This window comes from Pseudomonas sp. LAP_36, from assembly GCF_019456785.1.
Classification (GTDB): Bacteria; Pseudomonadota; Gammaproteobacteria; order Pseudomonadales; family Pseudomonadaceae; genus Aquipseudomonas; species Aquipseudomonas tritici.
In genome coordinates this window covers 371,608-390,631 of record NZ_JAHZMS010000004.1, presented here as the reverse complement: position 1 = coordinate 390,631, position 19,024 = coordinate 371,608, and the positions used below count along the sequence as shown (strand labels likewise).

The 19,024-nt window shown below is 61.6% G+C and carries 20 protein-coding genes; all 20 read right to left on the bottom strand.

What is annotated here, in order from left to right; genetic code table 11:
- Positions 1-355 precede the first annotated feature (355 nt).
- Positions 356-1,492 (bottom strand): flagellar biosynthesis protein FlhB, encoded by a 1,137-nt coding sequence (flhB, locus tag JBO08_RS16550; protein WP_065873741.1) that lies wholly within the window; start codon positions 1,490-1,492, stop codon positions 356-358.
- Positions 1,493-1,495: 3 nt separating this feature from the next.
- The gene (gene fliR, locus JBO08_RS16545) at positions 1,496-2,281 is read right to left on the bottom strand and encodes a flagellar biosynthetic protein FliR (protein WP_049712161.1); all 786 of its coding nucleotides are present in this window, start codon (positions 2,279-2,281) and stop codon (positions 1,496-1,498) included.
- Between the two features lie 4 nt (positions 2,282-2,285).
- A complete protein-coding gene (fliQ, locus tag JBO08_RS16540) occupies positions 2,286-2,555 on the bottom strand; it encodes a flagellar biosynthesis protein FliQ (protein WP_010208761.1) in 270 nt (89 codons plus the stop codon).
- Between the two features lie 4 nt (positions 2,556-2,559).
- On the bottom strand, positions 2,560-3,303 hold the full coding sequence (fliP, locus tag JBO08_RS16535) for a flagellar type III secretion system pore protein FliP (RefSeq protein ID WP_049712160.1): 744 nt from the start codon (positions 3,301-3,303) through the stop codon (positions 2,560-2,562).
- A complete protein-coding gene (fliO, locus tag JBO08_RS16530; RefSeq protein WP_049712159.1) occupies positions 3,303-3,734 on the bottom strand; it encodes a flagellar biosynthetic protein FliO in 432 nt (143 codons plus the stop codon). Before fliO ends, fliP begins: the two co-directional genes overlap by 1 nt.
- A 1-nt stretch (position 3,735) precedes the next feature.
- Positions 3,736-4,203 (bottom strand): flagellar motor switch protein FliN, encoded by a 468-nt coding sequence (gene fliN / locus JBO08_RS16525; RefSeq protein WP_049712158.1) that lies wholly within the window; start codon positions 4,201-4,203, stop codon positions 3,736-3,738.
- A gap of 46 nt (positions 4,204-4,249) precedes the next feature.
- Positions 4,250-5,218 (bottom strand): flagellar motor switch protein FliM, encoded by a 969-nt coding sequence (fliM, locus tag JBO08_RS16520; RefSeq protein WP_010208755.1) that lies wholly within the window; start codon positions 5,216-5,218, stop codon positions 4,250-4,252.
- Positions 5,219-5,227: 9 nt separating this feature from the next.
- Positions 5,228-5,728, bottom strand: a complete 501-nt coding sequence (fliL, locus tag JBO08_RS16515; RefSeq protein WP_065873742.1) for a flagellar basal body-associated protein FliL — start codon at positions 5,726-5,728, stop codon at positions 5,228-5,230.
- Positions 5,729-5,947: 219 nt separating this feature from the next.
- Entirely contained in the window at positions 5,948-7,288 is a 1,341-nt protein-coding gene (locus JBO08_RS16510) for a flagellar hook-length control protein FliK (RefSeq protein ID WP_065945453.1), read from the bottom strand.
- Positions 7,289-7,828: 540 nt separating this feature from the next.
- Positions 7,829-8,176, bottom strand: coding sequence for an Hpt domain-containing protein (locus JBO08_RS16505; protein ID WP_065873744.1), 348 nt, complete (start codon positions 8,174-8,176; stop codon positions 7,829-7,831).
- 30 nt (positions 8,177-8,206) lie between these two features.
- The gene (locus JBO08_RS16500; RefSeq protein WP_065873745.1) at positions 8,207-9,925 is read right to left on the bottom strand and encodes a fused response regulator/phosphatase; all 1,719 of its coding nucleotides are present in this window, start codon (positions 9,923-9,925) and stop codon (positions 8,207-8,209) included.
- Positions 9,922-10,227 (bottom strand): STAS domain-containing protein, encoded by a 306-nt coding sequence (locus tag JBO08_RS16495; RefSeq protein WP_049712153.1) that lies wholly within the window; start codon positions 10,225-10,227, stop codon positions 9,922-9,924. Before JBO08_RS16495 ends, JBO08_RS16500 begins: the two co-directional genes overlap by 4 nt.
- 273 nt (positions 10,228-10,500) lie before the next feature.
- Entirely contained in the window at positions 10,501-10,950 is a 450-nt protein-coding gene (gene fliJ, locus JBO08_RS16490; protein ID WP_065873746.1) for a flagellar export protein FliJ, read from the bottom strand.
- A 3-nt stretch (positions 10,951-10,953) separates the two neighbouring features.
- Positions 10,954-12,312, bottom strand: a complete 1,359-nt coding sequence (fliI, locus tag JBO08_RS16485; protein WP_065873747.1) for a flagellar protein export ATPase FliI — start codon at positions 12,310-12,312, stop codon at positions 10,954-10,956.
- Positions 12,302-13,066, bottom strand: coding sequence for a flagellar assembly protein FliH (gene fliH, locus JBO08_RS16480; RefSeq protein ID WP_065873748.1), 765 nt, complete (start codon positions 13,064-13,066; stop codon positions 12,302-12,304). Before fliH ends, fliI begins: the two co-directional genes overlap by 11 nt.
- 10 nt (positions 13,067-13,076) lie before the next feature.
- Complete coding sequence (gene fliG / locus JBO08_RS16475) at positions 13,077-14,093, bottom strand: flagellar motor switch protein FliG (RefSeq protein ID WP_015885192.1); 1,017 nt, start codon at positions 14,091-14,093, stop codon at positions 13,077-13,079.
- Positions 14,086-15,867, bottom strand: coding sequence for a flagellar basal-body MS-ring/collar protein FliF (gene fliF / locus JBO08_RS16470; protein ID WP_065873749.1), 1,782 nt, complete (start codon positions 15,865-15,867; stop codon positions 14,086-14,088). The genes fliG and fliF overlap by 8 nt, the downstream gene beginning before the upstream one ends.
- Positions 15,868-15,883: 16 nt before the next feature.
- Entirely contained in the window at positions 15,884-16,213 is a 330-nt protein-coding gene (gene fliE, locus JBO08_RS16465) for a flagellar hook-basal body complex protein FliE (RefSeq protein ID WP_049712148.1), read from the bottom strand.
- 144 nt (positions 16,214-16,357) lie between these two features.
- Positions 16,358-17,734, bottom strand: coding sequence for a sigma-54 dependent transcriptional regulator (locus JBO08_RS16460; RefSeq protein WP_065873750.1), 1,377 nt, complete (start codon positions 17,732-17,734; stop codon positions 16,358-16,360).
- Positions 17,735-17,741: 7 nt separating this feature from the next.
- Positions 17,742-18,953 (bottom strand): PAS domain-containing sensor histidine kinase, encoded by a 1,212-nt coding sequence (locus JBO08_RS16455; protein WP_258407131.1) that lies wholly within the window; start codon positions 18,951-18,953, stop codon positions 17,742-17,744.
- Between the last annotated feature and the right edge of the window lie 71 nt (positions 18,954-19,024).

The following is a 19,024-nucleotide window of genomic DNA, read 5'->3' as shown; positions in this document are numbered from 1 at the left end:
ACGAATGGCACGGTGGCAATCAGCGGCTTATCCAGGGGGGTGGAGACGGCACGTTCTGCGGCTCATGCGTCCGATGATCTTTTGCGTTTGCGGGGGGGTCGCGGCGCGGGAGGGGCTGGCGGGACGTCACTGTGCTGAATGCCGGTCGACTGAGCGGCAACCTCGTTGCCATCGCGATCCCGAGCGATAAAGCCGATGCCTTTGACGGCATCAGACCAACTGACCGTACGCCTATCCATCACCGCCTCCCGAGCCGCGCAGGCTGCGCGCCTCATCGTGCTATCAAACCGTGGGCGCGGCGTATTGACTACTGTCAACGTTGACAGGTAGCCGCACAATTGCAGGCTCGCGACGGTCAGGAATCGCGACGCAAATCCGGCGGAATCGGCAGGTCTTTGAGCGGGTCCGGGCGTTTGCCCTTGCCCGCGCGGTATTGGCGGATCTGATAGACATAGGCCAATACCTGCGCCACGGCCAGGTACAGCCCGGCCGGGATTTCCTGGTCGAGGTCGGTGGAGTAGAAGATCGACCGCGCCAACTCCGGCGACTCCAGCAACAGGATGTCGTTGGCCACCGCGATCTCACGAATCTTAAGGGCCGTAAAGTCACTGCCCTTGGCCAACAACATCGGCGCGCCGCCCTTCTCCGGGTCGTACTTGAGGGCCACGGCATAGTGCGTCGGGTTGGTGATGACCACGTCGGCGTCGGGCACCGCGGCCATCATCTTGCGCTGGGACATTTCCCGTTGCAGTTGGCGAATACGCTGTTTCACCTCGGGGCGGCCTTCCGAATCCTTGTGCTCGTCGCGCACTTCCTGCTTGGTCATCAGCAGTTTCTTGTGGCTTTCCCACAGCTGGATCGGTGCATCCACGGCGGCAATGATGATCAGCCCGGCGGCCATCCACAGCGCGCTCCAGCCCACCACCTGCACGCTGTGGATGATTGCCGACTCCAGCGGTTCATGGGCGATGCGCAGCAGGTCGTCGATGTCGGACGACAACACCATCAGCGCCACAAACAAGATCAGAATAAATTTGGCCAGGGCCTTGAGCAGTTCCACCAAGGCCTTGGCGGAAAACATGCGCTTGAGCCCGGCACCGGGGTTCATGCGGCTGAATTTGGGGGCCATGCTGCCGGCGGCGAACAGCCAGCCGCCGAGGGCGACCGGGCCGATCAGCGCGGCCAGCAGCAAGGTGATCAGGATCGGCTGCACCGCCAGGAGCGCGATTTTCCCCGAGTGCAGCAGGTACTGGCCCATGGCGTCGGGGTTGAGCAGCACCTCGCGGGGCAAGGCGAAGTTGTGCTTCATCAACTCCATCAAGTCCAGCGCCAGGCCGCCACCGTAGATCAGCAAGGCGCCGGCGCCGGCCATCATGGTCGCAACCGTGTTGAGCTCTTTGGAGCGCGCAATCTCGCCCTTTTCCCTGGAGTCCTTTTTACGTTTCTCCGTGGGGTCTTCTGTTTTGTCCTGACCACTCTCGCTCTCGGCCATGGCTCAGCGCGCCCGTGCCAGATCACGTAAGAACTGCAGGGCGTCGGTCGCCAGCGGTTGATACTGATTGAGAATGTCAGCCAGGCCGACCCAGAAAATCCCCATGCCCAACACCAGGGTCAACGGGAAACCGATCGAGAAAATGTTCAGTTGTGGCGCCGCGCGGGTCATCACGCCAAACGCAATGTTGACCACCAGCAACGCGGTGATCGCCGGCAGCACCAGCAACAGCGAGGCGCCCAACACCCAACCGAGGCGCCCGACGATTTCCCAGAAGTGATTGACCACCAGCCCCGAGCCGACCGGCAAGGTGGTGAAGCTCTCGGTCAACACCTCGAACGCCACCAAGTGCCCATTCATCGCCAGGAACAGCAGGGTCACCAGCATGGTCAGGAACTGCCCGATCACCGCCGCCGACACACCGTTGGTAGGGTCGACCATGGACGCGAAGCCCATGCCCATCTGGATCGAGATGATTTGCCCGGCAATGACAAAGGCCTGGAAAAACAGCGAGAGGGAGAACCCCAACATCGCGCCGATCAGGACCTGCTCGGCAATCAGCAGCAGTGCGCTGAGGTCGATGGCATTGACCGGCGGCATCGGCGGCAAACCCGGCACGATCACCACGGTGATCGCCACCGCAAAGTACAGGCGCACGCGCCGTGGCACCAGGGTCGTGCCGAACACCGGCATGGCCATCAACATCGCCGTTACGCGAAACAGTGGCAGGATGAAGGAAGCCACCCAGGTGCTGATCTGGGTGTCGGTCAATGCCAGCAAAGACTGCATCGGGTCAGCCGATCAACTGCGGAATACTGCCGTACAACTGCAGGATGTATTCCATGAAGGTCTGTACCAGCCACGGGCCGGCAACGATCAGCGTGACCAGCATCACCAGCAGGCGCGGCAAAAAGCTCAAGGTCTGCTCGTTGATCTGGGTCGCGGCCTGGAACATCGCCACCAGCAGGCCCACCAACAGGCTTGGGACTACCAGCACGGCGACCATCACGGTGGTCAGCCACAACGCTTCACGGAACAGGTCGACGGCAACTTCAGGTGTCATCGCGCTATACCCCGCCGAAACTGCCGGCCAGGGTGCCGATAATCAGCGCCCAGCCGTCCACCAACACAAACAGCATGATTTTGAACGGCAACGAGATGATCAGCGGCGACAGCATCATCATACCCATCGCCATCAGCACGCTCGCCACCACCAGGTCGATGATCAGGAACGGAATAAAGATCATGAAGCCGATCTGGAACGCGGTCTTCAACTCGGACGTGACAAACGCCGGCACCAGGATGGTCAGCGGCGCCTGGTCCGGCGTAGCGATGTCGGTACGCTTGGACAGGCGCATGAACAGCTCAAGGTCGCTGGAGCGGGTCTGCGACAGCATGAAATCCTTGATCGGGACCTGGGCTTTGTCGATCGCATCCTGGGCGGTCATTTTCTCCGCCAGGTACGGTTGCAGCGCTTGTTGGTTCACCTTGTCGAACACCGGCGCCATGATGAACATCGTCAAGAACAATGCCATGCCGGTCAGGATCTGGTTCGACGGCGTCTGTTGCAGGCCCAGGGCCTGGCGCAGGATGGAGAACACGATGATGATCCGCGTGAAGCTGGTCATCAGCATGACAAACGCCGGGATAAAGCTCAGCGCGGTCATGATCAGCAGGATCTGCAGGCTGACCGAATACTCCTGCGCCCCGTCCGCGTTGGTGCCCAGCGTAATAGCCGGGATCGACAGCGGGTCGGCGCCAAACGCCAATGGCGCGGCCAGCAACAGCATGAGCGTCAATAAAACGCGCATTACTTCTTATCCTTCTGATCCTTGCCCAGCAACTCCATCAGGCGCTGGGCGAATTCTGGCGTGGCGGGCTTGGACTGATCCACGTTCACCGGCGTCTTGAGCACGTGCAGCGGGGTGATACGTCCGGGGGTAATGCCCAGCAGGATCTGTTCCTCACCCACTTGCACCAGCACCAGCCGATCACGCGGGCCGAGGGCGCGGGAGCCGATCATTTCGATCACCTGGCCGTTGCCCGGGCCCACGCGCTGTACGCGGCGCATCAGCCAGGCCAGCGCAAAAATCAAGCCGACCACCAGCAACAGGCCCAGCACCAGCTGAGTGAGCTGCCCGCCGACACTGCCCACGGGCGCAGCGGCGGCCTGGGCCACCGGCTCAGCAGCCCAGGCGTCCAGGGGCAATGCGACTAACAGTCCCACGATCAGCCGTTTCATATCAGCGCAACTTCTTGATGCGTTCGCTCGGGCTGATCACGTCCGTCAGGCGAATACCGAACTTTTCGTTGACCACGACCACTTCGCCGTGAGCAATCAGCGTGCCGTTCACCAGCACGTCCAGCGGCTCGCCGGCCAGGCGGTCGAGCTCGATGACCGAGCCCTGGTTGAGTTGCAGCAGGTTGCGGATGTTGATTTCGGTGCTGCCGACTTCCATGGAGATCGACACCGGAATGTCGAGAATCACATCCAGGTTCGGGCCGTCGAGGGTCACCGGTTCGTTGTTCTTCGGCACGCTGCCGAATTCTTCCATTTGCAGGCGATTGCCGGCCGGTGCAGTGGCGGCGTCAGCGGCCAGCAGCGCATCGATATCGTCTTGGCCAACATCGCCGGTTTCTTCCAGGGCAGCCGCCCATTCGTCAGCCAAGGCCTGGTCTTCGGCGGAAGTGTTTTCGTGTTCGGTAGCCATTACATGTCCTCGGCGGAGCAAACATTCATAAATTAATTAGGGCGAATCAGCGACGGTTGATCGGCTCGACCACTTGCAGTGCCAGGTTGCCCTTGTGGGAACCGAGCTTGACCTTGAACGACGGCACGCCGTTGGCGCGCATGATCATTTCTTCCGGCAATTCGACAGGGATGATGTCCCCCGGCTGCATGTGCAAAATATCGCGCAGACGCAACTGGCGACGGGCCACGGTGGCGCTCAGCGGTACGTCGACGTCCAGCAGGTCTTCGCGCAGGGCCTTGACCCAGCGCTCGTCCTGGTCGTCCAGGTCGGACTGGAAGCCAGCGTCGAGCATTTCGCGCACCGGCTCGATCATCGAGTACGGCATGGTCACGTGCAGGTCGCCGCCGCCGCCATCGAGTTCGATGTGGAACGTCGACACCACAATGGCTTCGCTGGGGCCGACGATGTTGGCCATGGCCGGGTTCACTTCCGAGTTGATGTACTCGAAATTGACTTCCATGATCGCCTGCCAGGCTTCCTTCAAGTCGATGAAGGCTTGCTCCAGCACCATGCGCACCACCCGAAGCTCGGTGGGGGTGAACTCACGGCCTTCGATCTTGGCGTGACGGCCGTCGCCACCGAAGAAGTTGTCCACCAGCTTGAACACCAGCTTGGCGTCAAGGATGAACAGCGCAGTGCCGCGCAGCGGCTTGATCTTGACCAGGTTGAGGCTGGTGGGCACGTACAGCGAATGCACGTACTCGCCGAACTTCATCACCTGCACACCGCCCACCGCCACGTCCGCCGAACGGCGCAACATGTTGAACATGCTGATGCGGGTGTAACGGGCGAAACGTTCGTTGATCATCTCCAGGGTCGGCATGCGTCCACGGACGATGCGATCCTGGCTGGTGAGGTCATAACTTTTGACGCTGCCGGGCTCGGCAGCCATTTCGGTCTGTACCAGACCATCGTCGACACCATGCAGCAGCGCGTCGATTTCATCCTGGGACAGCAGGTCTTGCACGGCCATGTCGTGATCCTACTGCAATACGAAGTTAGTGAAGAGCGCCTGTTCGATCACGACTTTGCCGAGTTCCTTCTGGGCCACTTCCTGCACACTGGCAGTGACCTTCTGGCGCAGCATTTCCTGGCCTACCGGGGTGGCGAGCGTGTCGAAGCTCTGGCCGGAGAACAGCATCACCAGGTTGTTGCGGATCACTGGCATATGCACCTTGAGGGCATCCAGGTCCGACTGGTTACGCGCCAGCAAGGTGATGCTCACCTGCAGGTAGCGTTGACGACCGTTCTGATTGAAGTTGGCGACAAAGGCCGGAAGCATCGGCTCGAAGATTGCCGGTTGCTTGACGTTACTGGCGGTTTCAGCGGGGGCTGCCGGTTTGGCGGCGCTGCTGTGCATGATGTACCAGGTGCCACCCACCGAGGCGCCGATGGCCAGGAGCAGGCCCACGACTATCAACAGGATAAGCTTGAGCTTACCTTTGCCTGCGGGTGGTTTTGCTGCGTCGTCGCTCTTCGCCATGCCAATAATCCGTCACTATTCGGGGATTCATAGATCTACGGAAAGGCAAGAGCAAGTGTTATGCCAGAGTTGTCTGGCAATCGGGGAAGAAGGGACACCGCGAACCAAATGTGGGAGCTGGCTTGCCTGCGATGGCGGTGGGTCAGTTGGCATCTCTTGCACTGATACACCGCCATCGCAGGCAAGCCAGCTCCCACATTGAGTGTTTTTAACCAGGGATCAGGCGTAGTAATCGACAGCGCTGGAGCCGATCACCGTAGAGGTCACGGGCGCGACAGCTTCAGCCACGTCAACGTGAGCGCCGTTGTCGCCGCTGTCACCACGCCCGCTGGCGCCGCCCACTCCACGGGTCTGAGCTTGCTGCTGTTGTTGTTCCTGCCCCCGCGATTGATCAGACACGTTCACATCCACCTGCCCCATGCCCTGCTGGGCAAACATCTCCCGCAAACGGCCCGACTGGCTTTCCAGCGCCTCGCGCACCACCGGGTGGGCGCTCATGAAGTTGACCTGGGCTTGCTGGTCGGCGGTCATGTTGACCTTGATATCCAGACGGCCGAGCTCAGCCGGTTGCAACTGGATCTCCGCCGACTTGAGGTTGGCGCTGGACAGGTACATCACGCGGTTGACGATTTCGTCGGTCCAGCCGCTCTGGTGCATGGCCAATGGCGCATTGGTCACCGGCGGCAAGGCATTCGCGGTTTTCGGCGTGGCGGCTTGAGTCAACGCGGCCAAGCGGTTGGCGAAGTCATCGACACGGGTGTCGCTGCTGGCGTTCTTCAGATCCTTGAGGCCATCTTCGATCAGCCCGCTGAACGCTTTGTCGCCGCCTTGGTCAGTGCTGTCCTTGGTGGCTTGCTGGTCGACCATAGTGGCCAGGCCAGCAGCGAAATTCTGTGCGGCGGTCGGTTGATCCTGGGTCGGGGCCGGGGCCGCTTTCGCCTGCGCCTGGCTGCTGGCTGAGACATGACCGCCCTGCTCCATCGCCAGGCGCACGGCCGGCATGGCATCCAGGGGATCCGCTTGCGGGTCGAAGGCCGGCTTGGCCTCCTCGGTTGCTGCGATCGGTGCCGCGACTACCGGCAGAGCCTTGTCATCCTTGGCGGTGGTCACGGGCGCCGGGGTTTCTACCGGTATTACCGGCACAGCCACCGGGGTGACGGTGGCAATCAATGCCGGGTCGACCACCGGATCAGCCGGAGGCTGCTGCACGAGGGTCGGGTCGGCCGGTGCGTCATCGTCTTTGCTGGCAGAGTCGTCGGTCTTCGCCGGCGGGGTGGCAGGCAAGGGTTTGCCGCTATCGGCAACTGCTGGCGTGCTGGCGGCAGGTTTGTCGTTGCCCGCTGCGGGTTTGGCACTTGTATCCGAAGACTTGCCGGCAGTGGGTTTGGGCGAGTTATCGTCGGCCTTGACCGTGGGTTTGGCGCCTTGGCTGGCGAACACTTGAGCGAAGCCAGGGCCCGTGTCCCGTGGGGTCGCAGCCGCTGCCGGTGGGTTGGCGACGGGTGCTTGAGGCTTGGCCGCAGGGGCAGCCTGAAGGAGCGAATTCGGGGCGACTGGCATAGGTAAAGGTCTCCACTGCATGGGGATCGGGGATGCAGTATCAGGAGGTACAGCAAGAGTTGGGCCAGGTTGGTATATCGACCGAGTAAATATCCATTTTTTCGGTAACGGCCAAATGGTGGGAGCTGGCTTGCCTGCGATGCAGGCAACTCGGTACATCAGGTAAACCAGGGTGATGCCATCGCAGGCAAGCCAGCTCCCACATTTGAACCGAGATCGACAGTTAGAAACCGGTCGGCTTTCAGGCCGCCGCGCTTTTGGTCTTGATCTGGGGCGCCCCGTCAAACACGCTGGCCGAACGCAGGCTTTGGAGCGTGGGTAACCCGGCAGGACGCCGGGTTAGCCGCGCTGGGCCAAGGATGGCCCATCGCGGTAGCCCACGCTCCAAAGCCGGAGTGAGGGCACACCGAGCCTAGGCGAGGTGCCGAGTGTTGGGGCGAGGACCTTTTGGTTACTTTTGGGTCCTTCCAAAAGTGACCCGCTGTAAGAGCGGAACCAATAGTGGCCGTTACCTAAATAACGGATATGCACACACTCAACTCAAACCCCAAACCGCTGCCGCTCCGACTCATACATCGGCTTAACCAAAGCAAACTCACGATCAATCTGATCCACCAACTCGCCCAAATCCCCAACCGCAGGTCCAACCGATTCAACCTCCAACCGCTGACACAACTGTGCCAACCGCACCGCCCCAAGGTTCCCACTGCTCCCCTTGAAGCTATGCGCAATCCGCCCCAACGCCTTCGCATCATCCCTAGCCTTGCGCAGCGCCTCGACACGCTTCTGGGAATCATCGAGAAAGGTATCAAGCAATTTGGGATACTCACCCTCCATGACTTCCTGCAAACCCGACAACACATCCGGGTCCAGATGTAGATCAACCACTTGCTCGCTCCTTGATCAAGAATCGGCGGATTATGCCAGAGCCTCCCAGCAAAACTCCACGCAGACACTGCGCCCGCCGTCGGACCAGCGTACATCGCTGCTCAACTGCCGTACCAAGCTCAACCCCCGGCCAGACAGACGGTCGATGTCCAGCGGCCGCGCCAGCACCTGTTCCACGTCAAAGCCCGCGCCGCTGTCTTCAATACTCAGGCTCAGGCGACCGCCCCCCTGCGTCGGCACCACCTGCACATGCACGCGCACATAACCGCTGGTTAGCAGGTTCAGGCGGTCATTGCGCAGGTGGTAATACTCGGCAAACCCTTGGGCATCGCGCTTGAGCCGGGAGTCCAGGCCCAGCACGCCATGCTCCAGCGCATTGGAGTACAGCTCGGCCATCACGCTGTAAAGCGCCCCGCTCTGCTCGCGAAGGCCATGGATTTCCAGCAGCAGTTGCAGCAGGTACGGCAAAGGGTTGTAACGTTTTAACGTTTCGGCGCGGAATTCAAAACTCACCGACCAATCCAGCGGGCATGCCTGCCCGCTGTCGGCGTACAACTGCCCGGTGGCACGCGGCTGCTGGCCGGCTTGCAGGGTGATTTCCACCATGCTCACGTCATCCCGCGCTTCACCTCGAAACGCCGCCAGGGCCTGTTCGATATCTTCAAATAAACGGTCAGGTTCGCGATTGGCAGCGAACACCTGCTGCAAACGCTCTGCGCCAAACAACTGGTCATTGGCGTCAGCGGTGTCCAACACGCCATCGGACAGCAAGAACACCCGGTCGCCCAGGGCCATGGGCCAGACTTCGGTGCGATCATCAAAGGCCTCAGCCGCCAGCACCCCCAACGGCAAATGTCGGGACGCCAGTGGCGTACGCTTGCCGGTGGCGACTTCATGCACATACCCTTCGGGCATGCCGCCGTTCCACACCTCCACCACCCGCCGCTGCGTGCTCAGGCACAACAGCGTGGCGCAGCAGAACATGTCCACCGGCAAGATGCGCTTGAGCTTAGCGTTCATCTCGCCCAGGATTTGCGCCAGGCCATAGCCCTTGGCGGTCATGCCGTAGAACACTTCTGCCAGGGGCATGGCGCCCACCGCCGCCGGCAGGCCGTGGCCGGTGAAATCACCGAGCAACACATGCATGTCGCCGGAGGGCGTGTAGGCGGCCAATAACAAGTCGCCGTTGAATAACGCATAGGGCGATTGCAGGTAGCGAATATTCGGCGCGGCGTTGATACAGCCCGAATGCGCGACCTTGTCGAACACCGCCTTGGCCACCCGCTGCTCATGCAGGAGATAGTCATGATGCTTGGCGATCAGGTCTCGCTGCTGCAGGACCGTGGCCTGCAACCGCCGCAGACGGTCCATCGCATTGATCTTCGCCGCGAGAATAAGTTGGTTATAGGGTTTGGGCAGGAAATCATCGCCGCCGGCATCCAGGCATTGGGCCAGGGCTTCGCTCTCGCGCAGGGAGGTGAGGAAAATCAGCGGCACCAGCTCTTCACCCGCCAACTGCTTGATCCGGCGCGCGGCCTCAAAGCCATCCATCACCGGCATCAGCGCATCCATTAACACCAACTGCGGGCGCTCACGGATAAACACCTCGACCGCCTCCGCACCGTTGGTGGCCGTCAGCACGTGGTGGCCCTGGCGCCGTACGATGGTCGCCAGCAACAGCAGGTCAGCGGCGCTGTCTTCGGCGATCAGGATCGTCAGCGGCTCAAGAACGGGGGCCAGGACGCTCAACTGATGTCGAACAGTTTGTCGAAGTTGGAGATAGCGAGGATCTTGCGCACATCGGAGTTGCTGTTGATTACCCGGACCTCCGACTCGTCGCCCCCCGCGTGATCACGCAACAGCAGGAGCATGCCCAAGGCCGAGCTGTCCATGTAGGTGGTGTCCTTCAAGTCGACGACGTACAACTCAGGCACTTTGTAGAACCGCTCATAGGCGTCGCGAAAGGTTTGATGGCTGCCGAAATCGAACCGGCCTTTGATCACGATCGTCAATTTCTTCCCATCCAGGGATACTTCTGACTCAACTGACATGCGACTGCTTCCTTGTCATTGGCAATGACACAAGGTTTAGCAGGTGAACCGGCTATGGGCAACACAACGAATCAAATGTGTGTGGGCGATGCAATATCGTAGTGAGCGGGCTTGCCCCGCGCCGGGCTGCGAAGCGGCCCTAAAACCTGGCACCGCGTTTTAGCTGAAAAACCCGATGGCCTTGTTGGGGAGGCTTCGCCCCCCGGCGCGGGGCAAGCCCGCTTACTACAATAGTGTGTAAATACCCATGGCCATCGCAGGTAAGCCCGCTCATTAATACTGTTCTTGGCGTGGAAGGCGCTGTGACAGTTCATCCAACAGCTTCTGCTCGCGCTTGTCTTCCAGCGCACGCGCTTCATCAATGTAGCGCTGCACCAGTTTGCGCAAGCCTTCGACGCGGGCAAATGCCTGCTGCCAACTCTCGCGGGCCTTGTCGAGGTTGTTCTGGTGCCACGCCAGGCTCTGGCGTTGCTGGGCGACGGCAGTTTCCAGTTGGTTGAGAAAGCCTTGGTAGCCCATCAACCATTGGCCCGAGACACCTTTGGTGCCGCGCTCGATCCATTGCTGCTGGTACTCGCCGCGAAAGCGCTCCAGGTCACCCAGTTTGCTTTCCGCCAGGCGGACCTGGCCCTGGAAATAACCCAGGCGCTGAACGGCAGTTTTTTCGGCCTTTTCGGCCATGTCCACCACCGGAGCCAGGCGCGCAGCGCGGCTGTTGGCCATGGCTTAGCCGCCCGGCGCGGGAGCAAAGATCGTCTGCAGGTGCGCTTCGCTTTCGCCCATGCTGATCTTGTCGTTGAGGCCCTGGCGCAAGTAGGTCACCAACTGAGGTTGCAGGGCGATGGCCAGGTCGGTCTCGCGATCGCCGCCGGCCACGTAGGCGCCGACGCTGATCAAATCGCGGCTCTGCTGATAACGCGACCATAATTGCTTGAACTGTTGCGCGCGGGCCATGTGTTCCGGCGTGACCACCGCCGGCATAACCCGGCTGATGGACGCTTCGATGTCGATGGCCGGGTAGTGCCCCTCTTCTGCCAGGCGCCGCGACAGCACGATGTGACCATCGAGCACGCCCCGCGCCGAGTCGGCAATCGGGTCCTGCTGGTCATCGCCCTCGGACAGCACGGTGTAGAACGCGGTGATCGAGCCACCGCCGGCCTCGGCGTTACCGGCGCGCTCCACCAGCTTGGGCAGCTTGGCGAACACCGACGGCGGATAGCCCTTGGTGGCAGGCGGCTCGCCAATGGCCAGGGCAATTTCCCGCTGGGCCTGGGCGAAACGTGTGAGCGAATCCATCAGCAAGAGGACGTTCTTGCCCTTGTCGCGAAAATATTCGGCGATGCGGGTGCAGTACATGGCGGCGCGCAAACGCATCAGCGGCGCATCATCCGCCGGCGACGCGACCACAACCGAGCGCTTGAGGCCTTCTTCGCCGAGGCTGTGCTCGATGAATTCCTTCACCTCACGGCCCCGCTCGCCGATCAGCCCCACCACGATGATGTCGGCTTCGGTGAAGCGCGTCATCATGCCCAGCAACACCGACTTACCCACGCCGGTACCGGCGAACAGGCCAAGGCGCTGGCCGCGACCGACCGTCAATAATCCGTTGATGCTGCGAATGCCCACATCCAGCGGCACGCTGATGGGGTTACGGTTGAGCGGGTTGATGGTGGGCCCGTCCATCGGCACCCAATCTTCGGCCTTCATGCCGCCTTTGCCATCCAACGCACGACCGGCACCGTCAAGTACGCGGCCGAGCATGCTCATGCCCATGGGCAGGCGGCCGGTGTCGGCCAATGGCACCACGCGAGCGCCGGGGGCAATGCCCGCCAGGCTGCCGACGGGCATCAGGAAAATCTTGTTGCCGGAAAAGCCCATCACTTCGGCTTCGACCTGCACCGGGTGGTAACTGTCGTCGTTGATCACCATGCAGCGGCTGCCCATGGCGGCGCGCAGGCCTTCGGCCTCGAGGGTCAGGCCGACCATGCGCAGCAGGCGCCCTTCAAGGATTGGCTGGCCGGGCAACTCTGTGGCGTCGGCGTAACCGCTCAAGCGCTTGGCGAAGCTGGTGCGATCAAGGCGCATCGGGGGTGTCCAGGTCCACGCTCAGGTCCGGTTCGGCCGGGTTCAACACCTGCTCGTGGGCCTGGTCCAGCAGCTTGGCCATGATCTGGCTGATGCGGGTTTCCACCGTGGCGTCGATGCGGCTGTGTTCGGTCTCGACACGGCAGCCACCGGGTTGCAGCGCCGCATCTTCGACGATGCGCCAGGTTTCTTCATGGCGCTCGCGCAGGGCTTTGACCTGTTCGAAATCCTGCGGGTTGATGTACAACCGCACATTGCCGACGCCCAGGGGCAGCAGCTTGAGCGCTTCGCGCATCACGCTTTCGATATGGCTGGAGTCCAGCACCAGCTCACGCTGGATCACCTGGCGGGCAATGTGCTGCACCAGGTCGACCATGGACTTTTCGATCTGCGAATCCTGCTCAGCGATAGGCTCGAACAGGCAGCCCATCAAGCGTTCCAGGCTGGCCAGCTTGACGCTCAGCGCTGCCTCGGCTTCCTGGCGCACCTTGAGCGTGGTGCTGCGAAAACCGTCTTTTTCACCGGCGGCGAAGCCTTCGTTGTAGGCCTCCTGGCGGATGCTTTCCAACTCTTCCAGGGTCAGTGGCTGGACTTCATCCAGCGGCACTTCTTCCATTTCCACCGGGGCTTCTACAACCGGTTCCGGTTCAGGCTCCGGCACGTGCGGGTCGAAGCTGGGCAACGACCAGATGTCGAACCCGCCGACATCCCGTGCGCGAATCAGATCGCTGGGTGCCTCATCTTTGTTCGACATGGAAAGCGCCTTAAATCATTTCTTCGCCGCCCTTCCCGCCGAGAACGATTTCTCCGGCTTCGGCCATACGGCGGGCAATGGTGAGGATTTCTTTCTGCGCGGTTTCCACGTCGCTGACGCGTACCGGGCCTTTGGCTTCCAGGTCGTCGCGCAACAGTTCCGAAGCGCGCTTGGACATGTTCTTGAAGATCTTTTCCTTGACGCCCTCGTCCGAGCCCTTGAGGGCCAGCACCAAAACATCAGACGACACTTCACGCAGCAGCGCCTGGATGCCACGGTCGTCGACATCGGAGAGGTTGTTGAACACAAACATGAGGTCTTCGATCTGGCCGGACAGGGTGTCGTCGATCTCGCGGATCGAGTCCATCAACTGGCCTTCGACCGAGCTGTCGAGGAAGTTCATGATGTCGGCCGCGCGCTTGATACCACCCAAGGTGGTACGCGAGGCGTTCGAGTTGCCGGAGAACTGCTTCTCCAGAATGGTGTTCAATTCTTTGAGGGCCGCCGGCTGCACAGTGTTCAGCGACGACACGCGCAGGATGATATCCAGGCGCACTTTATGGTCGAAGTGGCCGAGGACTTCACCGGCCTGGTCGGGGTCGAGGTACGCCACTACGATCGCCTGGATCTGCGGGTGCTCGTAGCGGATCACGTCGGCAACGGCGCGCGGCTCCATCCATTTCAGGCTGTCGAGGCCGCTGGTATTGCCACCCAGCAGGATGCGGTCGATCAGGCCGTTGGCTTTGTCTTCGCCCAGGGCCGAGGTGAGCATCTTGCGGATGTAGCTGTCGGAGCCGACGCCCAGGCTGGTCTGGTCGCCGACGATCTCGACGAACTCGCTCATCACCTGCTCGACTTGCTCGCGGTGCACATTGCGCATTTGCGCCATGGCCACGCCGACTCGTTGAACCTCTTTGGGGCCCATGTGGCGCAGCACTTGGGCGGCGTCGGTTTCACCGAGGGACAGCAGCAAGACTGCGGCTTTATCGACCTTGGTGAGCTTGGCAACAGCGGCTCGATCACTCATCTGCGTTAATCCACTCTTTCACGACCTGGGCCACACGGCCCGGGTCTTCTGCTACCAGACTCTTGATTGCGTTCAACTGAGCGTCATAGCCTTCGCTCGGGCTTGGCAACAGAATGCTTTGCGGGCCGCCCAGGCTGACGCGGTCGTTGGCCAGTTCGCCGTCCAGGCCGCCCATGCCACCCAACTCGACATCGCTGCCACCAAAGGCAGCCAGTTGTTTCTTGCCGTTGCCGGTGATGTTGTTGAGCACCGGGCGCAGCACGCCAAACACCAGTACCAGGATAAACAACACACCCAGCACTTGCTTGACGATGTCCCAGAACCACGGCTGCGTGTAGAACGCAGCCTCGGCGATGACTTCGCCACGTTCGGCGGAGAACGGCATATTGATCACGCTGACGCTGTCACCACGGCTGGCGTCGAAACCGACGGCGTCCTGCACCAGGCGAGTGAAGCGCGCCAATTCGTCGGCGCTCCATGGGGCGCGGGTTACCGCACCGTCAGCAGCGTTGACCTTGACTTGATCATCGACCACCACCGACACCGACAGGCGATTGACGCGCCCCTGTTGCTGCTTGGTGTGGCTGATGGAACGGTCAAGCTCGAAGTTCTTGGTGGACTGGTTACGCTTGTCCGCCGGGTACGGTGCGAGCATCGGCTGGCCAGTGGCCGGGTCCATGATCTGCTGGCCGTTGGCATCCAGCAATGGCTGGCCAGGCTGGATCGCACCCGCGGTAGCGGCAGCGCCACCTGTGGTTTGCGGAGCCGAGGCCGGGGCCGGTGGCTGGTTGCTCAGGGCACCCGGCACGCCTTGCGGCGGGCCATTGGCGGCGGTGCGTTGTTCGCTGGTCGACTGCTCGCTGCGCAACGCCGGCTGGTCCGGGTTGAACTGCTCGGAGGTCGACTCGACGGCGCTGAAGTCCACGTCGGCGGACACTTCAGCCTTGTAGCGATCATTGCCCAGCACCGGTTGCAGGATGTTGTGCACACGCTGGGTGAGCATGCTTTCCATGCGACGGCTGTAGTCGAACTGCTTGCCGGCCTGGGTCAGCGCGGAGTTTTCGGCCATGTCGGACAGCAGGTTGCCCTTCTGGTCAACGACGGTGATCTGCGACTTGCTCAGCTCAGGAACACTGGTGGCCACCAGGTTGATGATCGCCAGGACCTGGCCAGGCTCAAGGGAGCGGCCAGAAAACAGCTCAACCAATACCGAAGCACTTGGCTTGCGCTCATCGCGCACAAACACCGAGCTTTTCGGAATGGCCAGGTGCACGCGGGCACCCTTGACGTTATTCAGGCTGGAGATAGTGCGCGCCAGTTCGCCTTCCAGGCCACGACGGTAGCGGGTGGCTTCCATGAACTGGCTGGTCCCCAGGCCCTGGTCCTTGTCGAGGATTTCAAAACCGATATTGCTGTCGGACGGGGTCACGCCGGCCGCCGCGAGCTTCATGCGCGCTCGGGCCACATCGTCGGCCTTGACCAGCAGGGCCCCGGAGTTGGGCTCCACGGTGTAGGCGATGTCGGCGGCGGCCAGGGTTTCCATGATCTGTTTGGAATCCATGCCCGCCAGGCTGCCGTACAGCGGCCGGTAATCAGGTTGCTGCGACCACAGCACCACGGCAAAACCAATCGCCACGCTGGCAGCCAGGCCGACCAACAGGCCCACCTGACGCAACATGGTCATTTCGGAGAGGTTTTCCAGGAACGACAGGCCAAACAGCGGCGGCTTGCCGTCTGCCTTGGCGGGTGCGTTGTCCACGACTGCTTCTGCCATGACTTAAATCTCGTCCTTAAACCGGCATCTGCATGATGTCTTGGTAGGCCTGAACCAGCTTGTTACGCACTTGGGTCAGCGCCTGGAACGAAACGCTGGCCTTTTGCGAAGCGACCATCACGTCGGTGAGGTCCACGCCGCTTTTGCCGATCTCGAACGCATTGGCCAACTGGCTGGAGGCTTGCTGGGTGCTACTGACTTTGTTAATCGCCGAACCCAGCATGTCGGCAAAACTGCTTTGGCCCAATTCCGGCGCTGGCGCGACGGATTTCGGTTGAGCCATGGCGTCCATTTGCATGGAGCGCATATCCAACATCAACCGATTGAACTCAATACCCTGGCTCATGACCTTCTCTCTCCGACAACCCGCAGTTTTTTGACGCTACGCCGCAATTACTAGGGAAGTAGCAACAAGGGTGCCAGCTCTGTATCAACTCGTAAGAAAAGGCGACAAAGCTTGTCGGCCTTGACACCAACGGCCGCGATCAAACTAGGTAGCGAACAGATACGCTTCCACGTCCATGCCGGCGTCGCGCATCTGCGCCAGCTTATAACGCAGGGTGCGCGGGCTGATGCCCAGGCGTTCGGCGGCCTCTTTGCGGCGGCCGCGCTCGGAACGCAGGGTGTCGATAATCATCTGGAATTCGCGGCGACGCAGGTCGTCGCCCAGGGCGCCGGCAGTTTCGATTTCAGCCACCACGGGCGCAGGCGCCAAGGTCGGGAGCGGCGCCACACCGCTGCCCATGGCCAAACAAAAATCCTGCGGCTGGATCAGCCCGCCCTGCTGCAGGATTAGCGCGCGCTGGATGGCATTGTCCAATTCCCGCACGTTGCCCGGCCACGGATAGCTGATCAGGCAAGCCTGGGCCTCGGCGGAGAGGCGTGCCTGAGCATGCTTCATTTTTTTGACGTGGTTGTTCAGCAGGCGCTCGGCCAGCGGGATGATATCTGCCGGGCGCTCACGCAGCGGGCGCCAGGCCAGGGGGAACACCGACAGGCGGTAGAACAGGTCTTCACGGAAGCGCCCCGCCGCCACTTCGCCCGCCAGGTCGCGGTTGGTGGTGGCGACCACGCGGATATCCAGCTGGATCGGCTTGCGTGCGCCGACACGCTCTACTTCACGCTCCTGCAGCACCCGCAGCAACTTGGCTTGCAGGCCCAGGGGCATTTCCGAAATCTCATCGAGCAGGATGGTGCCGCCGTCGGCCTGTTCGAACTTGCCAGCCTGGGCCGCGATGGCGCCGGTGAACGAGCCTTTTTCATGGCCGAACAGCGTGGCTTCGAGCATGTTGTCAGGAATCGCCGCGCAGTTGATCGCGATAAACGGTTGTTTGGCGCGGGTCGATTGCTGATGGATGTAACGCGCCAGCACTTCCTTGCCGGTGCCGGACTCGCCGGAGATCAACACAGTGGAATCACTGCGCGCCACGCGGGCCGCCAGCTCCAGCAACTGAGCACTGGCCGGCTCGAAGGCAATCGGGCCCTCGCTTTCGCTGGCCGAGATCACACCGAGGGCATGCCGCGCGACCAGCTCAATCAGTGCTTTAGGCTCGAAGGGCTTGACCAGGTAATCTGCCGCGCCCTGGCGCATCGCGTCGACCGCGCGCTCAACGGCGCCATGGGCGGTCATCAGCAACACCGGCAACTGCGGCTGGCGTGCACGCAGCAGGCTGAGCAACTGGTGGCCGTCCATGCCGGGCATATTCACATCACTGACCACCAGGCTGAAGGACTCCTGTTCCACTGCCGCCAAGGCTTCCTCGGCAGAACCGACCGCCCGGTAGTCGTGGCCCGCCAGCAGTAGCGTGTCAGCCAATGCTTCACGCAGGGCGCGATCGTCTTCCACCAACAGAACCTTGATAGCCATATCCTCTCTACTCCGCGCTTGCCGCGCATGAAAACAGCGGCAAGGTCATCAATGCACAAGTGCCACGCCCCAGACGGGAATGCAGCTGCAATTCTCCCTGATGAGCACGCGCCACTGCCTTGACCACGGTCAGGCCCAGGCCTGTACCGTTGGTCTTGGTGGTGAAAAAGGGTTCGCCCAAACGCTGCAACACGGCGGGTTCGATACCGCTGCCGCTGTCACTGATGCACAGGCGCAGGGTTTGCTCGCGGTTGTACAGGTGCACCTTGAGCCGCGCGCCAGGGCCGCTGGCTTGGGTGGCGTTTTCGATCAGGTTGAGCAGTGAACCGACAAGGGTGTCGCGGTTGCACAACAGCTCACCGAGGTGGCTGTCGCACTGCCAGCGCACCTGGACGTCTTGAATATGCGTGGCGGCCGCCGCTTGCAGGGCCTGCATCAACTCGGATGGCGTGATGCGGTCGGTCAGCGGCAGTTCACCGCGGGCAAACACCAGCATGTCGCGCACTTGGTGTTCCAACTCATGCAGACGCTCCTTGAGGCGTCCGGCAAAGCGCTGGTGGGTGGCGGCGGGCAATTGCTCATCAGTCAAATGACTGGCGTAGATCAACGCTGCCGACAATGGCGTGCGGATCTGATGCGCCAGAGAAGCGACCATGCGCCCCAGCGAGGACAAACGCTCGTGGCGGGCCAGTTGATCTTGCAAGTGACGGGTTTCGGTCAGGTCGTTGAGCAGCACCAGTTGGCCCGGCTCCGCGTCCAGGGAACGGGTAGCGATGGACAACCGGCGGCCATCCTTGAGCGAGATCTCGTGGCCGTCGTCTTCACGCGGCGCAAAACAGCGGGTGATGACGTGCCGCCACAGCTCGCCTTCCAGCGGCAGACCAAGCATGTCGCAGGCGGCCGGATTGGCTTCGCGCACGCGGCCGTCTTCATCGATGACGATCACGCCGCCAGGCAATAGCGAGAGCAGGTTCTGCAGACGGTTGGCCAGGCGCTCTTTCTCGGCCAATTCTTCCATGCGCTGGGCACTGACCACGGCCAGCTCGCCTTTTAGCTCGGACACCCGGGCTTCGAGCAGGCTGTAGGAATCGGTCAGTTGGCTCGACATTTGTTTGAACTGCGAGAACGCGTGCTCAAGACCCTGACGGGTCGGCGGTTCTACAGGCGGGATCAACCCCTGGATGACAGGGGCCGAAGATAGTTGGGCGGCGTGGGGCATCATGCTCTCTCGCTTGGCTGACCGTCAGTTAAACGGAACGTTGCGAGGGCTGTAGCAATACTTGTGCCGAA

What these genes read in the sequence shown, in the direction of transcription:
- fliI (WP_065873747.1), bottom strand. Translation starts at nt 12,312, where the DNA reads ATGCGCCTTGATCGCACCAGCTTCGCCAAGCGCTTGAGCGGTTACGCC.
- fliG (WP_015885192.1), bottom strand. Translation starts at nt 14,093, where the DNA reads ATGAGTGATCGAGCCGCTGTTGCCAAGCTCACCAAGGTCGATAAAGCC.
- flhB (WP_065873741.1), bottom strand. Translation starts at nt 1,492, where the DNA reads ATGGCCGAGAGCGAGAGTGGTCAGGACAAAACAGAAGACCCCACGGAG.
- fliQ (WP_010208761.1), bottom strand. Translation starts at nt 2,555, where the DNA reads ATGACACCTGAAGTTGCCGTCGACCTGTTCCGTGAAGCGTTGTGGCTG.
- JBO08_RS16455 (WP_258407131.1), bottom strand. Translation starts at nt 18,953, where the DNA reads ATGCCCCACGCCGCCCAACTATCTTCGGCCCCTGTCATCCAGGGGTTG.
- JBO08_RS16460 (WP_065873750.1), bottom strand. Translation starts at nt 17,734, where the DNA reads ATGGCTATCAAGGTTCTGTTGGTGGAAGACGATCGCGCCCTGCGTGAA.
- fliF (WP_065873749.1), bottom strand. Translation starts at nt 15,867, where the DNA reads ATGGCAGAAGCAGTCGTGGACAACGCACCCGCCAAGGCAGACGGCAAG.
- fliM (WP_010208755.1), bottom strand. Translation starts at nt 5,218, where the DNA reads ATGGCCGTGCAAGACCTGCTGTCCCAGGATGAAATCGACGCGCTGCTG.
- fliP (WP_049712160.1), bottom strand. Translation starts at nt 3,303, where the DNA reads ATGCGCGTTTTATTGACGCTCATGCTGTTGCTGGCCGCGCCATTGGCG.
- fliJ (WP_065873746.1), bottom strand. Translation starts at nt 10,950, where the DNA reads ATGGCCAACAGCCGCGCTGCGCGCCTGGCTCCGGTGGTGGACATGGCC.
- fliN (WP_049712158.1), bottom strand. Translation starts at nt 4,203, where the DNA reads ATGGCTACCGAACACGAAAACACTTCCGCCGAAGACCAGGCCTTGGCT.
- fliH (WP_065873748.1), bottom strand. Translation starts at nt 13,066, where the DNA reads ATGTCGAACAAAGATGAGGCACCCAGCGATCTGATTCGCGCACGGGAT.
- fliL (WP_065873742.1), bottom strand. Translation starts at nt 5,728, where the DNA reads ATGGCGAAGAGCGACGACGCAGCAAAACCACCCGCAGGCAAAGGTAAG.
- fliR (WP_049712161.1), bottom strand. Translation starts at nt 2,281, where the DNA reads ATGCAGTCTTTGCTGGCATTGACCGACACCCAGATCAGCACCTGGGTG.
- fliO (WP_049712159.1), bottom strand. Translation starts at nt 3,734, where the DNA reads ATGAAACGGCTGATCGTGGGACTGTTAGTCGCATTGCCCCTGGACGCC.
- JBO08_RS16495 (WP_049712153.1), bottom strand. Translation starts at nt 10,227, where the DNA reads ATGTCAGTTGAGTCAGAAGTATCCCTGGATGGGAAGAAATTGACGATC.
- JBO08_RS16510 (WP_065945453.1), bottom strand. Translation starts at nt 7,288, where the DNA reads ATGCCAGTCGCCCCGAATTCGCTCCTTCAGGCTGCCCCTGCGGCCAAG.
- fliE (WP_049712148.1), bottom strand. Translation starts at nt 16,213, where the DNA reads ATGAGCCAGGGTATTGAGTTCAATCGGTTGATGTTGGATATGCGCTCC.